At 57.9% G+C, this 14097-nt stretch carries 11 protein-coding genes and 2 pseudogenes; 4 read left to right on the forward strand and 9 right to left on the reverse strand.

Translation table 11 applies throughout. The features are described 5' to 3' along the window. Nucleotides 1-79 precede the first annotated feature (79 nt). Nucleotides 80-727: a glutathione S-transferase family protein gene (locus IB250_RS13680; RefSeq protein WP_225603497.1), complete on the forward strand. Its 648-nt coding sequence runs from the start codon at nucleotides 80-82 to the stop codon at nucleotides 725-727. Between the two features lie 213 nt (nucleotides 728-940). Here IB250_RS13680 and IB250_RS13685 read toward each other — a convergent pair. From IB250_RS13685 to IB250_RS13695, 3 genes and pseudogenes are all read right to left on the reverse strand, one after another. After that, nucleotides 941-2372 (reverse strand): annotated as a pseudogene (locus IB250_RS13685) (IS1182 family transposase). Nucleotides 2373-2446: 74 nt separating this feature from the next. Further along, nucleotides 2447-3064 (reverse strand): LysE family translocator, encoded by a 618-nt coding sequence (locus IB250_RS13690; protein ID WP_192344467.1) that lies wholly within the window; start codon nucleotides 3062-3064, stop codon nucleotides 2447-2449. Nucleotides 3065-3449: 385 nt separating this feature from the next. Then, entirely contained in the window at nucleotides 3450-4064 is a 615-nt protein-coding gene (locus tag IB250_RS13695) for an alpha/beta fold hydrolase (protein WP_192344750.1), read from the reverse strand. A 165-nt stretch (nucleotides 4065-4229) separates the two neighbouring features. Here IB250_RS13695 and IB250_RS13700 point away from each other — a divergent pair. Next, nucleotides 4230-4451 (forward strand): annotated as a pseudogene (locus IB250_RS13700) (transposase domain-containing protein); the annotation flags it as partial. A 38-nt stretch (nucleotides 4452-4489) separates the two neighbouring features. On the opposite strand, the gene IB250_RS13705 reads toward IB250_RS13700, so the two are convergent. Both IB250_RS13705 and IB250_RS13710 read right to left on the reverse strand, forming a co-directional pair. Then, complete coding sequence (locus IB250_RS13705; protein ID WP_192344468.1) at nucleotides 4490-4972, reverse strand: GNAT family N-acetyltransferase; 483 nt, start codon at nucleotides 4970-4972, stop codon at nucleotides 4490-4492. Nucleotides 4973-5316: 344 nt separating this feature from the next. Further along, the gene (locus tag IB250_RS13710) at nucleotides 5317-5706 is read right to left on the reverse strand and encodes a MerR family transcriptional regulator (protein ID WP_192344469.1); all 390 of its coding nucleotides are present in this window, start codon (nucleotides 5704-5706) and stop codon (nucleotides 5317-5319) included. 74 nt (nucleotides 5707-5780) lie between these two features. On the opposite strand from IB250_RS13710, the gene IB250_RS13715 reads away from it, so the two are divergent. Both IB250_RS13715 and IB250_RS13720 read left to right on the forward strand, forming a co-directional pair. Beyond that, the gene (locus IB250_RS13715; protein WP_192344470.1) at nucleotides 5781-6851 is read left to right on the forward strand and encodes an SDR family oxidoreductase; all 1071 of its coding nucleotides are present in this window, start codon (nucleotides 5781-5783) and stop codon (nucleotides 6849-6851) included. Between the two features lie 176 nt (nucleotides 6852-7027). Next, nucleotides 7028-7927: a DMT family transporter gene (locus IB250_RS13720; protein ID WP_192344471.1), complete on the forward strand. Its 900-nt coding sequence runs from the start codon at nucleotides 7028-7030 to the stop codon at nucleotides 7925-7927. 264 nt (nucleotides 7928-8191) lie between these two features. Here the strand turns inward: IB250_RS13720 and IB250_RS13725 are convergent, their stop codons facing one another. The 4 genes from IB250_RS13725 to IB250_RS13740 all read right to left on the reverse strand — a co-directional run bounded on the left by IB250_RS13725 (nucleotide 8192) and on the right by IB250_RS13740 (nucleotide 13908). Beyond that, on the reverse strand, nucleotides 8192-10615 hold the full coding sequence (locus IB250_RS13725; protein ID WP_192344472.1) for an SAM-dependent methyltransferase: 2424 nt from the start codon (nucleotides 10613-10615) through the stop codon (nucleotides 8192-8194). Between the two features lie 2 nt (nucleotides 10616-10617). Beyond that, complete coding sequence (locus tag IB250_RS13730; RefSeq protein ID WP_318652670.1) at nucleotides 10618-11361, reverse strand: protein-L-isoaspartate(D-aspartate) O-methyltransferase; 744 nt, start codon at nucleotides 11359-11361, stop codon at nucleotides 10618-10620. Between the two features lie 333 nt (nucleotides 11362-11694). Continuing rightward, nucleotides 11695-12828: an aminotransferase class V-fold PLP-dependent enzyme gene (locus IB250_RS13735; protein ID WP_192344473.1), complete on the reverse strand. Its 1134-nt coding sequence runs from the start codon at nucleotides 12826-12828 to the stop codon at nucleotides 11695-11697. A 219-nt stretch (nucleotides 12829-13047) separates the two neighbouring features. Beyond that, complete coding sequence (locus IB250_RS13740) at nucleotides 13048-13908, reverse strand: LysR family transcriptional regulator (protein WP_192344474.1); 861 nt, start codon at nucleotides 13906-13908, stop codon at nucleotides 13048-13050. Nucleotides 13909-14097: the final 189 nt, after the last annotated feature.

Raw genomic sequence — 14097 nt, forward strand, 5'->3', positions numbered from 1 at the left:
TGACAAAACGGGACTTTATGTTCTTGAACATAAAGTCATACCGACCAGAATTGCCGACTCTTCCCTCAAGGAGCTACTCATGAGATTGCACATACTGGGACCTGGATTTAGCACCTTCGTACGCAGTGTCAGACTTTACTGCGAAGAGAAAGCGCTGGATTACACACACGGGATGCACGTGGATGGTAAAACAATCACGCTCCACAGCCCTGAACACAAAGCACTGCATCCTTTTGGAAAGGTCCCGGTATTGCTGCATGGAGAGCGGAACGTAATCGAAACAACCACCATTTGCCGCTACCTGGATGAAGCCTTTGCGCATACTTCTCTAAGACCCGCAGACTTGGCCCAGAAGGTAAAGGTCGATCAGTGGTCCGCTGCCCTGGCGATGTATGCCGATGATCGACTGATACGTCGTTATCTTTTATTGCTGGTTTCACCTGCGCAGCCGTCGCGCCCTATCGATAGAGAAGCTGTGGCTACCGCCGAGCCAATGGCGATCCAGACACTTGGGCTGCTGGCGAAGCATTTGGACGGGCAGCCATTTTTCTGCGGGGCGGACTACAGCATGGCGGACGCCATCCTGACGCCTATGCTCGATTATTTGGAACGCGTGCCCGAAAGTGCGCAGTGGCTGAAAAAAACATCAAATCTTCGTGATTATCTTTTTCGCATGCGATTGCGCCAGTCAGGGCGCAATGTGTTGACCGAACCGAACTTTAGTTAATGCAGAAAATGATGGACTTATCGTTCGCCCAAGGGCCGCTTCTGGCCCAGAGTGTGTAAAAACGCTCATGGAGCTCATCGTCGTGGAGCAGTGATGTTCGTTCGTTCGTTGGCTGAGCGATCGCACGGTCATGCCGCGGGCCGCATCAGTCGCAGCTTGGAACACGCCAACGCTGTTTTTACAGCCTCTGGGATGGGCCAAAATCAGCCTTTTTCAGGCCGTCAGCGCTTTCATCAAACCGTTGGCACCGATGATTTTCATAACCCGTTTCAAGTTGTAGGCGAGCACATTCAAGCTCATCTCCGCGCTCACCCCCGGCCAGCTTTCGCGTCAGGAAGTGCGTCGCACCCATCCATTGTTTGAGCGTCCCGAAGGGATGCTCAACCGTCCGTTTTCGGACTCGCATCATCTCCGGGGCTTTGCTCAGCCGAAACTGCATCTCCTCCAATACGGCTTCATGCTCCCAGCGTCGAACCCGCCGTTGTGTGCTCGGTGTGCACTGCGGCTTCATTGCGCAGCCCCGGCATTTCGAACTCCAGTAACGATGCAATTTCAGGCCTTTTTCAACGTAGGAGTAGTGCCAGATCAGCGACTCTCCAGCCGGGCAAATGTATTCGTTTTTTCCCGCGTCATAGAGGAAGGCATCGTTATTGAAACGCCCGTCAGCCTTGGCTCCAGAGGTCATCGGCTTGGGCACATAAGCGGTGATGCCGGCATCGTGACAAGCGAGGATCTGTTCGCTTTTGAAGTAACCTCGGTCAGCCACTACCGACAACGTATCTGACGCCATCGCCTCGCGGGCTTGCTTGGCCACCGAGCTGAGTTGATCGCGGTCGGAGCCGACATTGGTCACCTCATGTGCAACGATCAAATGGTGCTGGGTATCGACCGCTGTCTGCACGTTGTACCCGACGATTCCCGTGCCACGAGTCATCATGGAACGGGCGTCTGGATCGGTCAGTGAGACCTGTTTATCCGGTGATTCCTTGAGCTGGATTTCGATCGCCTGAAGCTCTTTCATTTGAGTTTTGAGCTTGGCGATTTTCTCTTCCAGCCGAACGGCACTGGGCTCGGTAGCTGTTGGTTCTTGCCGATCGGCAGCATTGAGTGCCGCCAGATAACGGCTGATGCTCGATTCAATTTCTTCCATTCGCCGCTTCAGTTTGGCGCTGGTGAAGTTGCGGTCGCGGTTGTTGACTGCTTTGAATTTACTGCCATCAATGGCGACCAGATTTTCTCCAAACAATCCCAACTGCTGACACAGCACAACGAACTGGCGACTGACGCCTCGGATGGCCTTGCTGTTGTCTTTTCGGAAGTTGGCGATGGTCTTGAAATCGGGCATCAAACGCCCGGTCAGCCACATCAGCTCGATGTTGCGTTGGGCTTCTCGTTCCAGCTGTCGGCTCGACTGAATGCGGTTGAGATAGCCGTAGATATAGATCTTCAGCAGGATCGCCGGGTGGTAAGCAGGACGGCCTGTGTCAGCGGGAATAGCGTCGTCAAAACCCAAGGAGACCAAGTCGAGTTCGTCGACGAAAACGTCGACTACACGCACTGGATTGGTGTCGCTGACGTAATCGTCGAGGCTCTCGGGAAGCAAGGTGCCTTGACCCCGATGTTCACCTTGAATAAAGCGCTTTATGGGCGATCCTTGCGATGAAATCCTCGGAAATCATAGCAAGGGTTTTCGGGCTGGATAGATACTCAATCATAGACTTATTGAACTAGCTGCCGGATCCCTAGAGACAAAATCAAACCACCGCATAATCGATCAATAGCTTTTTTCCTCCTTCGATACGCTGAAGCGATCTCAGGTTGCGAAAGAGCGATTGCGACCACTCCATACCAAGTCATCGAAACCACCACTACGACTGCCAGCATCGATAAAAACGTGCTTGGTGAAACGTGGATGGGGGCTGCCGCTGAGAAAATAGCGGCATAGAAGGCCATGGATTTAGGGTTGCCAATGTTCGTAACGACCCCCTGAATGAATGACTGCCGAAAGTTTCCAACGACAGCATTATTACAGGGGGAAAGCGCGCTCTTCCCAGCCTTGAGCAGCAGTCGGAATCCAAACCACATCAGATAGGCTGCCCCCAGAACTTTTACGATCAGCGCCGCCCAAGGGAACGCAGCAAATACAACGCCGATACCTGCAATTGCACAGGTGGCCCAGAATAAATTGACCAATACGATGCCTGCTACCAAGGCCAAAGCTTCTGACCGCGTAGCAGCTACCGCTTTGTGGACTACGGCAACGAAATTTGGCCCTGGAATAACGACACCGGCCAGGTAAACCAAAAAGACTGTCAAAACGGCGGGACCATCGATCATGTGCATTCCTTTGCGAGTATTGTGGCCGGGGACGGTCATCATTCAGTTCAGGGCCGCCCGCGGCTTCAACGTACAACGAAATAAAAATTTGATACAGGGCTTTGAGCGTAGTTGTGTTTTTACACACTCTGGGCCGTTTTCTGCCTGTCACAGTCGGCAGAGAACGACCCATAGCAGGTGGTCAACGAGGTGCGAAATCACATGTCATAGAGTCAATGTTGGTTCGTGCACTTTTGATTATGCTTTGATTTTTTTTCATCTCTACGCGGTTTGCGCAGAGTATCCGGCGAGGTTAGAGCGATATGCCTCCGGTTGTCTGTCCACCAGGTCTTGAAACGCACGGTGTCGCACAATCAGTCCGACGCGGTGGCAACAAGTGTTCCGCTTACCAGCAGGCCAGATGTCTCTCGATCAACCTCGCCACTTCGGCTGCGTGAGTAAAGCCCAGATTGTGATCGGCGCCAGGGAAAACGTGTAGTTCAGCACGAGGTAACAGTTGAGAAAGGCGCTGGCCGACGCGAACGGGGCTGATCGGATCAGAATCTCCCCAGAGGAGCAGGACTGGCATGCGCAACTCGATCAACCGGAGCGTGAGGTCGGTGCGGTCGTCGAGAAACCAACTCGGCAGTGTCGGGTTGGTGGCAGCAAAATCCGGGCGCCAGTCATGCGCGCCCAGAGCAGACATATCCACCCCGCCAGAGGTGACGGTCAGCATCAGGTGCGTGATCAGCTCAGGGCGTTCAAGCGCTGCAAGCACAGCGACTATGCCGCCCATGGACTGTGCCACCAGCGCTGTGGGCCGGTCGATCTCGGCCAGCACGCGAGCCACCAGATCATGCATGCCAGTCACGCTAGGCAACGGCGGAGTGTCTCCAAAGCCGGGCCAGCCGATGTGGACCTGCTGCGCCGGGTGGGCCAAGCGCTCAGCAACCGGATGCCAAAACCGGGTGTTACCAGAGGCTCCGGGCAGGAAGAGGAGTTTGGCGGGGGATGCGATCACAGGTTCGGTCCTTGAAAGTGGGATTGAAAGAGTCAGCAGGAGGAAAAAATGGATGCCACGAGGTTCGATGATCACTTCGGAACGAGAGCCGTCGGTAGTGAAGGGCAACCCGCGATCCAAAGGAGACATCATGTGTCTAGCAAATCTGGAGCAATTCACTGATGTGAAAATCAAATCCGGTCATGGGCTTTTGGGCGTTCAAACTGGCTATTCGCCGGCTCCTTACGCAGCGGCAAACGAGCGGCGGCGATCATGAGCTTGATCCAGTCTGCGCGGCTGAATGGTCATGATCCGTACACGTATCTGAAGGATGTTCTCACGCGCCTGCCGACGCAGCGGGCGAATGAGATTACCGACCTACTGCCGCACAGGGGTATGCCCATCTAACGGTACAACCTCTGACGGGGCACCGTATCAAGATTTGCCTAGTCGCCCAAATTAACGGAATTACCGTTAATCCGGACATAATAATTATCGAATTCACCGCTTTCGACGAACACAAAGCCATGGCGAGTGTAAAAACGATTTGAAGCGCTTTCCTTGAGAGCACCAACCTTGATGGGACGCCCGATCTCATCAGCCTCTCTGAAAATCTGAGTAAGAACTTCAGAACCGATTCCTGCTCCTTGAGCACTGGGTATCACATACAAGTGGTCAAGCAGAAGCTCGCTCTGATGGTCTTTGATAACGACAAAACCGACCAGATCACCTGATACTTCTATGCGGCGTGTGCTGTTAGCGTCGAACCCACCAAGAAATCGTTCGCGCGCACGATCTGGGTTAAATCGTCCAAGCCGCTCAAGGCTCTCGCGCATGGCCTCAATCCTGATGGCTACCAGATCTTCCAGGTCGTTATTGGAAGCTGCGCATAAAACGACAGCGGATTTTTGATCAGCGGAGGCTGGCATAACAAGCACCCTAAACATGGCCGGTCAGTCATTATAGAAAACAGAATCCGCATAACCACTACTGCCTCGGTTCAATGGAGGCGAAGGCTCCATATCAGCTTCAGGGGATGTGTTCGCCGGAGGCTTACTGCGTATTTAAGGGGCGTGTTCACGCGACTGCCGATGCGGCGGCCGAGCGAGATTATCGAGTAGCTGCCACGTAGACGGGCGCCCGTTTAACCACGCAAGGTCTTTTGGGCGGACGCTTACTGTCAAGGGCCAGGCCAGAAGGTTTTAGAAAATGCGTAAGGGGGGGCTTGAAACTGGAAGCAGGCTGCAGCTTCCGTTTCCCAGATGCTGACAGTTCAGTTTGAAGAGTTGTTCAGCTGCTGAAGCTCAAGTTGCTTGGCAGCACTGGCTTCGAGGTTTGCACGCTCTTCATCCAGATACCGATAAATGCTTTGGAGGTTGGCGATTTTCTGTTTGATCTCTGCCATCTTCTTTTCAATTAGCTTGGCGCCGTCAGCACAATCGATCAGCTTGCTCCGCTGCGCATCCAGAATCTCGCCTATTTCCCCCAGGGAAAACCCCATGCTTTGCGCACGCTGGATAAAGTCCAGATCCTGCAGAGTTTGCGCTGTGTAAACGCGATAATTGTTAATTTGCCGCAGCGGTGAGATCAGGCCGATTTGCTCGTAGTAACGCAGCGTATGGCGGCTGGCGCCGCTGCGGGCCTCGAGTTCGCCGATTTTCATGAAAACACCGCTTGACTATAGAGTTGGGTCGATAGTTTACGCTTGATTTCTCACCTTAAACAAGGAGCAGGGAAATGAGCGTGGAGTGCTTTGTCACGGGGGGTACCGGCTTCATCGGTCAGCATTTGGTGGCGTACCTGAGTGCAAAAGGTCACACCATTCGGGTGTTGATGCGTCGCCCAGAGCGACTAGCTGCACTGCGGGAGCAAGTCGATAATTTGGGAGGGTGCGCAACCCGGGTATTTGCCGTAGCTGGCGATCTGGAACGGGACAACCTCGGGCTGAGTCATGCTGACCGAGAAGTGCTAAGGCACGCCAGAGTCATATTCCATCTGGGCGCCCACTTCGCATGGGGGCTTTCAGTGGAGCATTCTCGTGCGGTGAATGTGGAAGGGGCAAAGCGCGTGGCGCTGTTGGCGGCTGAGCAAAAAAGCCGTTTAGTGATGATCGGCGGCTACATGCTGAAAAATCATGAACATCTGCAACGCATCGGAATTGATCCTCGTCATCCAGAGTTGACGAATTGGCCTGCCGTCTACCGACAGGTCGGTAGTTATGAGGGAAGCAAGCTGGAGGCGCATTTTGCGACCCTGGAGGTCATGTCCGCCAAGGGCGGGGAGATTACCGTTGTCCACCCTGCGACTGTCTGCGGCCACAGCCGCACGGGGCATATCCTTGACGGTCAGCCGCTGGTGGAGCTGATACGCAACCTTGTGCAGGGAAAGCTGACTGCAGTGCCCGGTACCGCCGAACACTGGCTGCCACTGGTCACCGTGGATTACCTGGTTGAGCTGGTGGCAGTTTGTGCTTTTGATCCTGCCATGTTGGGCCAGGAACTGCTGGCGCTTGATGACCAAACTCCAAACTTGCGAGAACTCCTGATACAGGTGGCACAACCTTTGGGCTTAAAGTCTCCCAAGCATCACATTTCACTCCGATTGCTGAAGTTGCTACTGAGTATTCCTCCCGTTGCGTGGTTTTTGAATACAAAACCCGAAGCCTTGGACTTTATCCAGACCACTCGTTTTGATACAGCGGCGGGCGAGCAATTTGCCAACAGGCATGGAATAGCCAAACCGGATATACGTCAGTCTTTGCAGCACACTGCAACGTTCGTCAACTCATATTGCATAGCCAAGGGCTAGGCCCTCTGACTTCTCCCTTGGCGGCGACAAGACGGCGAATAGCATCCTACTGGGCGATCCAGCTTATGCCACAATAAATACTGGGGTTGGTGAGATCTTCGTATCCTCAAACTTTGCGCCGTCGATACAGGGCGGCATTCTATCGAACGACAATTCAGCGACAGGGATCGTCATCAATGCAATCTACTTTCAGCAAAGGCGTCATATTTGCACTCTCCGCTGCGGCACTGAACGCAACGATCGGTGTACTCAGCAAAATACTCATGAGTAATGGTTTCACCGCTAGCAGTGTCGCTGTCATCAAGACCGTACTTGGTTGCGTGCTGCTCTCGATCTTATTGTTTTTCCTCAAGCGCCCGGCGGCGTCGACCAAATGGACTCAGGCGGCTATCTGCGCATTCCTTGGCATCTTTGTGCTGTTCCATTTCGAAACGTCCGCCTATCGACACTACGCTGCGGCAGGTGTGGTGGTGGTGCTGATGGCCAGTGCCTCAATTTCCTCGATCATTCTGGGGCGCATTTTCCTCAAGGATGCCATCACCGCGAACGCTACCGTTGGTGCCGCACTGGCTATCGCTGGGATCTCGGTGATCTTCGGGGGCGACCTGCAGCAGGGCTTTACCCTGCAAGGTGCTGCGCTCGCCTCCATGGCCGGCTGCGGCTATGGGGCCTTTTCGGTTGCCATGAAGCGTATGCGGGTGTCGGGGGGGCTGCACTTCACCCGACAATTGTTGTTCTTTGGCAGCCTGTACTTGCTGATGCCGGCTGCGGCCGATGGTTTCGCGATGGGCGAGCTATCGCCGCTGGCGATCGCCGCGCTGCTGGCGCTGGCCACGCTGCCGACAATCCTGGGCTTCTTCTGCACCACCAAGGCCATCGAGTATCTCAAGCCATCCCAAGTGCAAGCGCTGGAACTGACCGAGCCACTGTTCGCCGCGCTGCTGGCGTTTGTGGCGCTCAACGAAGTACCGCGCGAAAGCCTGTACGCGGGAGCGGCACTGATCATCGTCGGCCTGTGTTTCTCCAATGAACTAATCCGCTTGGGCAGCAAAGCATCTGTCCCTTCGACCGAGTGAGCTATTTTCCACCACCGGGAGCTATGGGATGAAAGTCACCTCTGACGACTCGACTGCGTCGGCCAAAACCAATTGCTTGCGGCACGGAACCTCTCATCTTTGGCATGACGCATACGTCCATGTTTCAAATGTTTAGCTTCGAAGCAGGAAAGGCGTCACTCTCGCGTCTCGACACGGCGAGACGTGTGAACTGCGGCAAGCGACGTTCCAATAGGCCATTCGTCTCACCAGGGGCTGTTGACGTTTCGCTGCGAACCGTCGCGATCAGGGAAATGCGACCGCCGCCGCGAGATACAGCAGTAACGCCAGCAGCAACACCACGGTGAAGCCCAGGTGGATCGCCAGCAGGGTCGCCAGCACGGCCGCCACCACCGATACGCTGGCGTTGACGCCCCAGGCGATCGGCACCAGTGCTTCGGCGCGCGCGGAGATGCGCGCGAGTCCGAGCGGAAACGGCATGCCCATGGCGAACGCCAGCGGCGCTACCAGCGCGGCGCAGATGCCGAACCTGGCGAGGGTCCGCACCGGCGCCAGCAGCTGGAACAACGGGGGCAGGGCGATCAGGTAGAGCAGGGCGATCACGCAGATCGCCAGGACTGGCCGCGCGAGCGGATGACGGGGCCCCACACCCGTTCCAATGTCCCCCCGCCGGCGGCCGGAGTAACGGCTGCCGAGGCCAGCGAAGATCAGGAAGGCGCTGAGCGTTACCGCCACCGAATACAACGGGTGGCTGAGGAAAAGGGTGAACTTCTGGATGAAGGCGATTTCCACGAACATGAAGGCGAAGCCAATGGCGGCGAAGTAGGACACGACCCTAAGTTCGAACCTGGCCAAAGCCGCATTCTGAGAGCGCCGCTGCGCCACCCATAGCGGCGCCAGGATCAGCAGCACGGCGGCCACGCTGGATTGCAGCAGCGTGGCGATCAGCACCGGATAGCCCCACTCCAGCATTGACAGGCCGCCCTGCTCCTTCAGCGCCAGCAGTTCCTGCAGCGAGCGCCACTTGAAGAAATGGAAGAAATACGGCCGGTCATCCATGGTCGGACGCACGTCGAACTTGTAGCGTGCCAGGAACTCCGCGCGCTCGCCGGACAGCAGGGCCTGCGCCGCTTCGAAGAACCAGGGCCGGTCGAGCAGGTTGTAGCGGTTCGCCTCGGCCACGGTCATCCCGGGGTAGTAGGCCAGGTCGAAGGAGCGCGCTCGGCAGAATTCCCTCAGCACGGCGATGCGAGCGTCGTCGAAATCCCTGTTGCTGACCAGCAGCGTCGCGGTCTTCCAGCCGCGGATCATGACGATGCGGCGCGCCGCGCTGGCCTGCCCGTCGCGCTCGATGGCTGCGGCCGCGGTGGCCAGCAGCCTGGGAACATCGCGGGGCGGCAGGGTGACCCAGCGAGTGATGGCCAACAGGCCACCGGGCGCGAGATGGCGCAGGTACTCGGCGAAGGCGTCCACCGTGTACAGGTAGTTCTCGGACAGCGCATGCAGGCCGCCCGAGGCGGTGCCGAAGGAGTCCAGCAGGGCGATCTGGATCAGCTCGTAGGGTTCGCTGCGCGAAGCAACCAGGCCGCGCGCCTCGCCGATCAGCACACGGACGTTGGGCGCGCTGTACGGCTTGCCGGAGAAGTCGGCGAAGCGGCGCTGGACCAGATCGATCACCTGCGGGTTCAGTTCGATGGCATCCACCGCGCTGGCGCCGTGGTAGATCGCCTGCAGCACATCGGCACCGGCGCCGCTGCCCAGCACCAGCACGCGGGGTTGCCGCAGCAGGTGATAGGGCAGAGCCGAGGTCAGGTAGTCCAAGTAGGCGAGCGGTTCGCGGCGTCCGTCATAGCGGTTCAGCACGGAAAGGCCGTCGCCGTCGGTGAAGATGGCCAGTTGTGCGGGCGGTTCCTGCGTCGCGTTGAGGCTCAGACCCGGCGCGTGGTGCAGGGGAATGGTCGGGCTGTCGACGACCGTGAGCAGGCCCAGCGGACTCCAGGTCTGGGCGATTGCGTACGCATCCTTAATACGCAGCGTCTGGCTCAGTTCCTTGTACTCGGAGGGCGACAGGGCGATCCAGCGCTCTGGCACGCCGGCAGGCACCGCTACTGCCGCCGCCAGCAGCAACGGCGCGAGCCAGTGCCTATGCCCCGTGCAAGCCATGCCGGCCAGCGCCCCGGCGGCGATGCCGGTGCCGCCCAGCAGCCGCAGCGCATCGACGGGCGTCAAGGCGAACAGCGCGGCGACGATTGCCAGGCTGCCCACGCCGGCGCCGAGAATATCGAAGGCGTAGATCCGATGAATATGTTCCTGAAAGCAGGTGAAGGTCAGGCAGATGCACACCGCCGCGCAGAAGAACGGCACGAACAGCAGCAGGTAGATCATCAGCAGGCGCGCCGACTGCCGCGCGTCCCAGAGGATCTCGAGGGGATTGAACGGAACCTGCTGGGCCAGGCTGAAGCAGGCGATGGCGCTCAGCCCGAACAGCACCGCGCCACCAATGAACACTCCGTGGAAGCGCGGCGCCAGGACAGGCCGCGCCAGCGCCACGGCGGTGCCAGCGGCGCCGTAGCCGAGCAGCGTGACGCTGATCATCATGTAGGCGAAATGGTGCCACTGGATGATCGAAAGCAGCCGCAGCAGCAGCACCTCATAGCCGAGCGCGGAGGCAGACAGCAGCGCCAGGGCGAGCAATGGCGGCGAATGCATGCTCAATCGCCTCCGACCAGAGGCACGAAGTGCACAGGCAGCACCTGCCGGGTGGACAAGCTGCCATCGCCGGCCTTCTCGATCAGCAGCAGGTACTGGATCATGAACGGCGCGCCGACCGGGATTACCATTCGTCCGCCGGCCTTGAGCTGGGCGATCAGTGGCGGCGGCACATGGCTGGCGGCGGCAGTGACGAGGATGGCGTCATAAGGTCCGTGCTCGGGCCAGCCGTGGTATCCATCACCCAGCCGGGTCTGCACCTTCGCATATCCCAGCCGGCCCAGGCGCTCACCGGCCTGCACTGCCAGCGGCTCGATGATCTCCATCGTGTAGACCGCCTGCGCCAGCTCGGCGAGGATCGCCGCCTGATAGCCCGAGCCAGTGCCGATCTCGAGTACCACGTCGCCGGGCCCGACCTGCGTCAGGTCGGTCATCAGGGCGACGATGTAAGGCTGGGAGATGGTCTGGCCGTAGCCGATCGGCAGCGGGCGATTCTCGTAGGCGTAGGGCACCTCGTCGGGCGGGACGAACTTATGTCGTGGCACCTTGGCCATCGCGGCCATCACCGGCGCGGCAAACTCGACCCTGCCGGTTTCGTCGCGGGTGACGGACGACATGTTGGTGATCTCCCGCACCATGGCGTCGCGCAACGGCGCGAACGGATCGTCGGCATGCAGGCCGGCGGATGCCAGCGCCAGAGCGATGGCAGGCGCCAGGATGCGCGTCAGGAGCATCACCGGCTTCACAATGACTCCTCCGCCTGAGGAATAGTCGAATCGTATGGCCGGCGGGCTGGCTCGGCAAGCCTGGGGGCGCTGATACAACAGGGTCGATTCAAGTCATACAGCCGCCAATCATCCGCCCCGTGAAAGGCTTCGTTGGAAACCTTTTCTGATAGCGCTGAAGGACGCACGTGTCAGTAAGACGCGTGCACGGGCTTTCCCTTATGGTTTTAAAATGACGTCCGGGCGACCAGCGTCATATTCGTCGAAGATCAGCGCCATCGGCCGGCAGTGCCCAGGGCTGGATGCCTTCCCAGAATTCACAAGTTCGGTATGTGCTGCGGGCAAGATGAGGGCTTAGTTAGCCATCACCTCGTCCAGTGCCTGCTCGAGGGTGCTGACCGTGCGCTCGATATTGTGCAGCTTTTCGAGTCCGAACAGACCGATGCGGAAGGTCTGGAAGTCGGCCGGCTCGTCGCATTGCAACGGCACTCCGGCGGCGATCTGTAGGCCGTGGTTGGCAAATTTCTTACCGCTCTTGATGTCGGCATCATCGGTGTAGCTCACCACTACGCCAGGGGCCTGAAAGCCGGCTGCGGCCACGCTTTTGATGCCTTTGCCGGTCAACATTGCGCGCACCCGATCGCCCAGAGCCTGTTGTTCGCCGCGGACCTTGTCGAAACCGTAGGCTTGCGTCTCTTTCATCACGTCGTTAAATCGTGCGAGGGAATCGCTAGGCATGGTCGCATGGTAGGCATGTCCGCCCTGTTCGTAGGCCTGCATGATCTGAAGCCACTTTTTCAGGTCGCAGGCGAAGCTGCTGCTATGCGTCTGTTCGATGCGCTCGAGGGCCAAAGAACTGAGCATCACCAGGGCGCAGCAAGGGGAGGCGCTCCAGCCTTTCTGCGGTGCGCTGATCAGCAGGTCGACTGCGCATTTCTGCATATCAACCCAAAGCGTGCCTGAGGCGATGCAGTCCAGCACGAACAGGCCACCCACCGCATGCACGGCGTCGCCGACGGCCCGCAGGTACTCGTCGGGCAGGATAATCCCTGATGAGGTTTCAACGTGGGGGGCGAAGACAATCTGCGGCTTCTGCGCGTGAATGGCTGCCAGCACTTCGTCCAGAGGGGGTGGGGCGTAGGCAGCCTGGCGACCCGTGTCGACCGGTCGGGCTTTCAGCACCGTGGTGGCCGCCGGGATGTTGCCCATCTCAAGGATCTGGCTCCAGCGATAACTGAACCAGCCGTTGCGTATCACCAGGCATTGCTGGTCGGTGGCAAACTGTCGCGCCACCGCTTCCATGCCGAATGTGCCGCTGCCCGGGACCACCGCAACAGCCTGGGCGTTGTAGACCTGTTTCAGGGTCCTGGAAATGTTCTTCATCACGCCTTGAAATGACTGCGACATGTGGTTGAGCGAGCGGTCGGTGTAGACCACTGAGTACTCGAGCAACCCCTCGGGATCGATACTGGGATATAGCTTTGACATGGGGTGACTCCTTTGGCAGAGATCTCAGTGGTATCGACCCTGCCCTAAGCCTTGGCAAATGACAAGATTGCTCGGGATTGTATTGCGACTTCTGTCGAGCGGGTTTTTACACACTCTGGGCCGATCGCTGCCTGTCACGACCGGCCAGAAATGATCCAAAGAAACCATTCGCAATCAACAGGGCACTTATCCTGGAATGCCAATGGCAGTCCGCTTGTTCTAGATCAATGGCGACTCAGACATCTCCACCAGCAGTTGTCCAAATGCATTGGCCGCGGGCGTCTTTCCCGTAACACTCCATATAAGTCTGAAATCAGCATTCAGCAGCGGTGGCAGGCCATATTGACCGTCAATCACCACCATACCGGGCTCTAGATCGCCTAGCGGTAGAGCTGTGACGGCAAGCCCCGCCAGTACCGCCGCCCGTAGTCCTTGTTGACTTGGAGAGGTAAAGGCGACCCGCCAATCCACGGTGGAACTCTCCAACGCTTCTACGGCCACCTGGCGGTGCAAGCAGGGCGCTGGTGCAAACGCCAGCGGCAAAGAGGCATCGCCGGTAAAGTCGAAACTTTGCGCAGCGGCCCAGACAAACCGGGTTTCGCGCAGCACGGTACCGCCGGCCTGGCTGCCCGGCAATGCCATGACCACGGCCAGATCGAGCCCATCGGCATCGACCTGCGCGCGCAGATCGAGGTAGGTGCCGACGGTTACATCCAGACGTACGGCGGGAAATTGTCTGGCGAACCGAGTCAGTAACGGTGGCAGGCCGTCGCCGATAAAGTTTTCTGGCACACCGAAACGCACGGCCCCGGATACCGGCGACGCTTCGAAACGCCGGGAGAGGGCGTCTTGTGCTCTGAGGATTTGTTCGGCATGACGCAGAAAATCTTCGCCATCTTCTGTCAGCGTCAAACGTCGAGTGGTGCGTATCAGCAGCGCGGTACCGGCCTGTTCTTCCAAACGCCGGATCTGATGACTGATCGCTGATTGGCTCAAGTGCAGCCGCTCTGCGGCACGAGTGAAACTACCGGTCTCCTTGATCGCGACAAAAGCACGCAATAGAGCTGGGTCGAAGTCCATTAAGTCAACTCATGACGAATATTAATAAAACTTACGAAATTAAATCATTTCTGTCATTTTTTAATTACTTCCAGAATGCGGCCGGTCACTTGGAGTTATGTCTGGTGACGCTGGCGAGGCTATCGGGTCTCCCCCCTGACGATGTTCAGAGCGGTCTTGCCAGTGCCCATCAACTTGATCTGGAAGATC

The organism is Pseudomonas sp. PDM09, assembly GCF_014852305.1.
Lineage (GTDB): Bacteria > Pseudomonadota > Gammaproteobacteria > Pseudomonadales > Pseudomonadaceae > Aquipseudomonas.

Excerpts from the sequence above, each read along its gene's own strand:
- IB250_RS13680 (WP_225603497.1), top strand. The coding sequence starts at position 80 with ATGAGATTGCACATACTGGGACCTGGATTTAGCACCTTCGTACGCAGT.
- IB250_RS13690 (WP_192344467.1), bottom strand. The coding sequence starts at position 3,064 with ATGATCGATGGTCCCGCCGTTTTGACAGTCTTTTTGGTTTACCTGGCC.
- IB250_RS13705 (WP_192344468.1), bottom strand. The coding sequence starts at position 4,972 with ATGCCAGCCTCCGCTGATCAAAAATCCGCTGTCGTTTTATGCGCAGCT.
- IB250_RS13710 (WP_192344469.1), bottom strand. The coding sequence starts at position 5,706 with ATGAAAATCGGCGAACTCGAGGCCCGCAGCGGCGCCAGCCGCCATACG.
- IB250_RS13715 (WP_192344470.1), top strand. The coding sequence starts at position 5,781 with ATGAGCGTGGAGTGCTTTGTCACGGGGGGTACCGGCTTCATCGGTCAG.
- IB250_RS13720 (WP_192344471.1), top strand. The coding sequence starts at position 7,028 with ATGCAATCTACTTTCAGCAAAGGCGTCATATTTGCACTCTCCGCTGCG.
- IB250_RS13725 (WP_192344472.1), bottom strand. The coding sequence starts at position 10,615 with ATGCATTCGCCGCCATTGCTCGCCCTGGCGCTGCTGTCTGCCTCCGCG.
- IB250_RS13735 (WP_192344473.1), bottom strand. The coding sequence starts at position 12,828 with ATGTCAAAGCTATATCCCAGTATCGATCCCGAGGGGTTGCTCGAGTAC.
- IB250_RS13740 (WP_192344474.1), bottom strand. The coding sequence starts at position 13,908 with ATGGACTTCGACCCAGCTCTATTGCGTGCTTTTGTCGCGATCAAGGAG.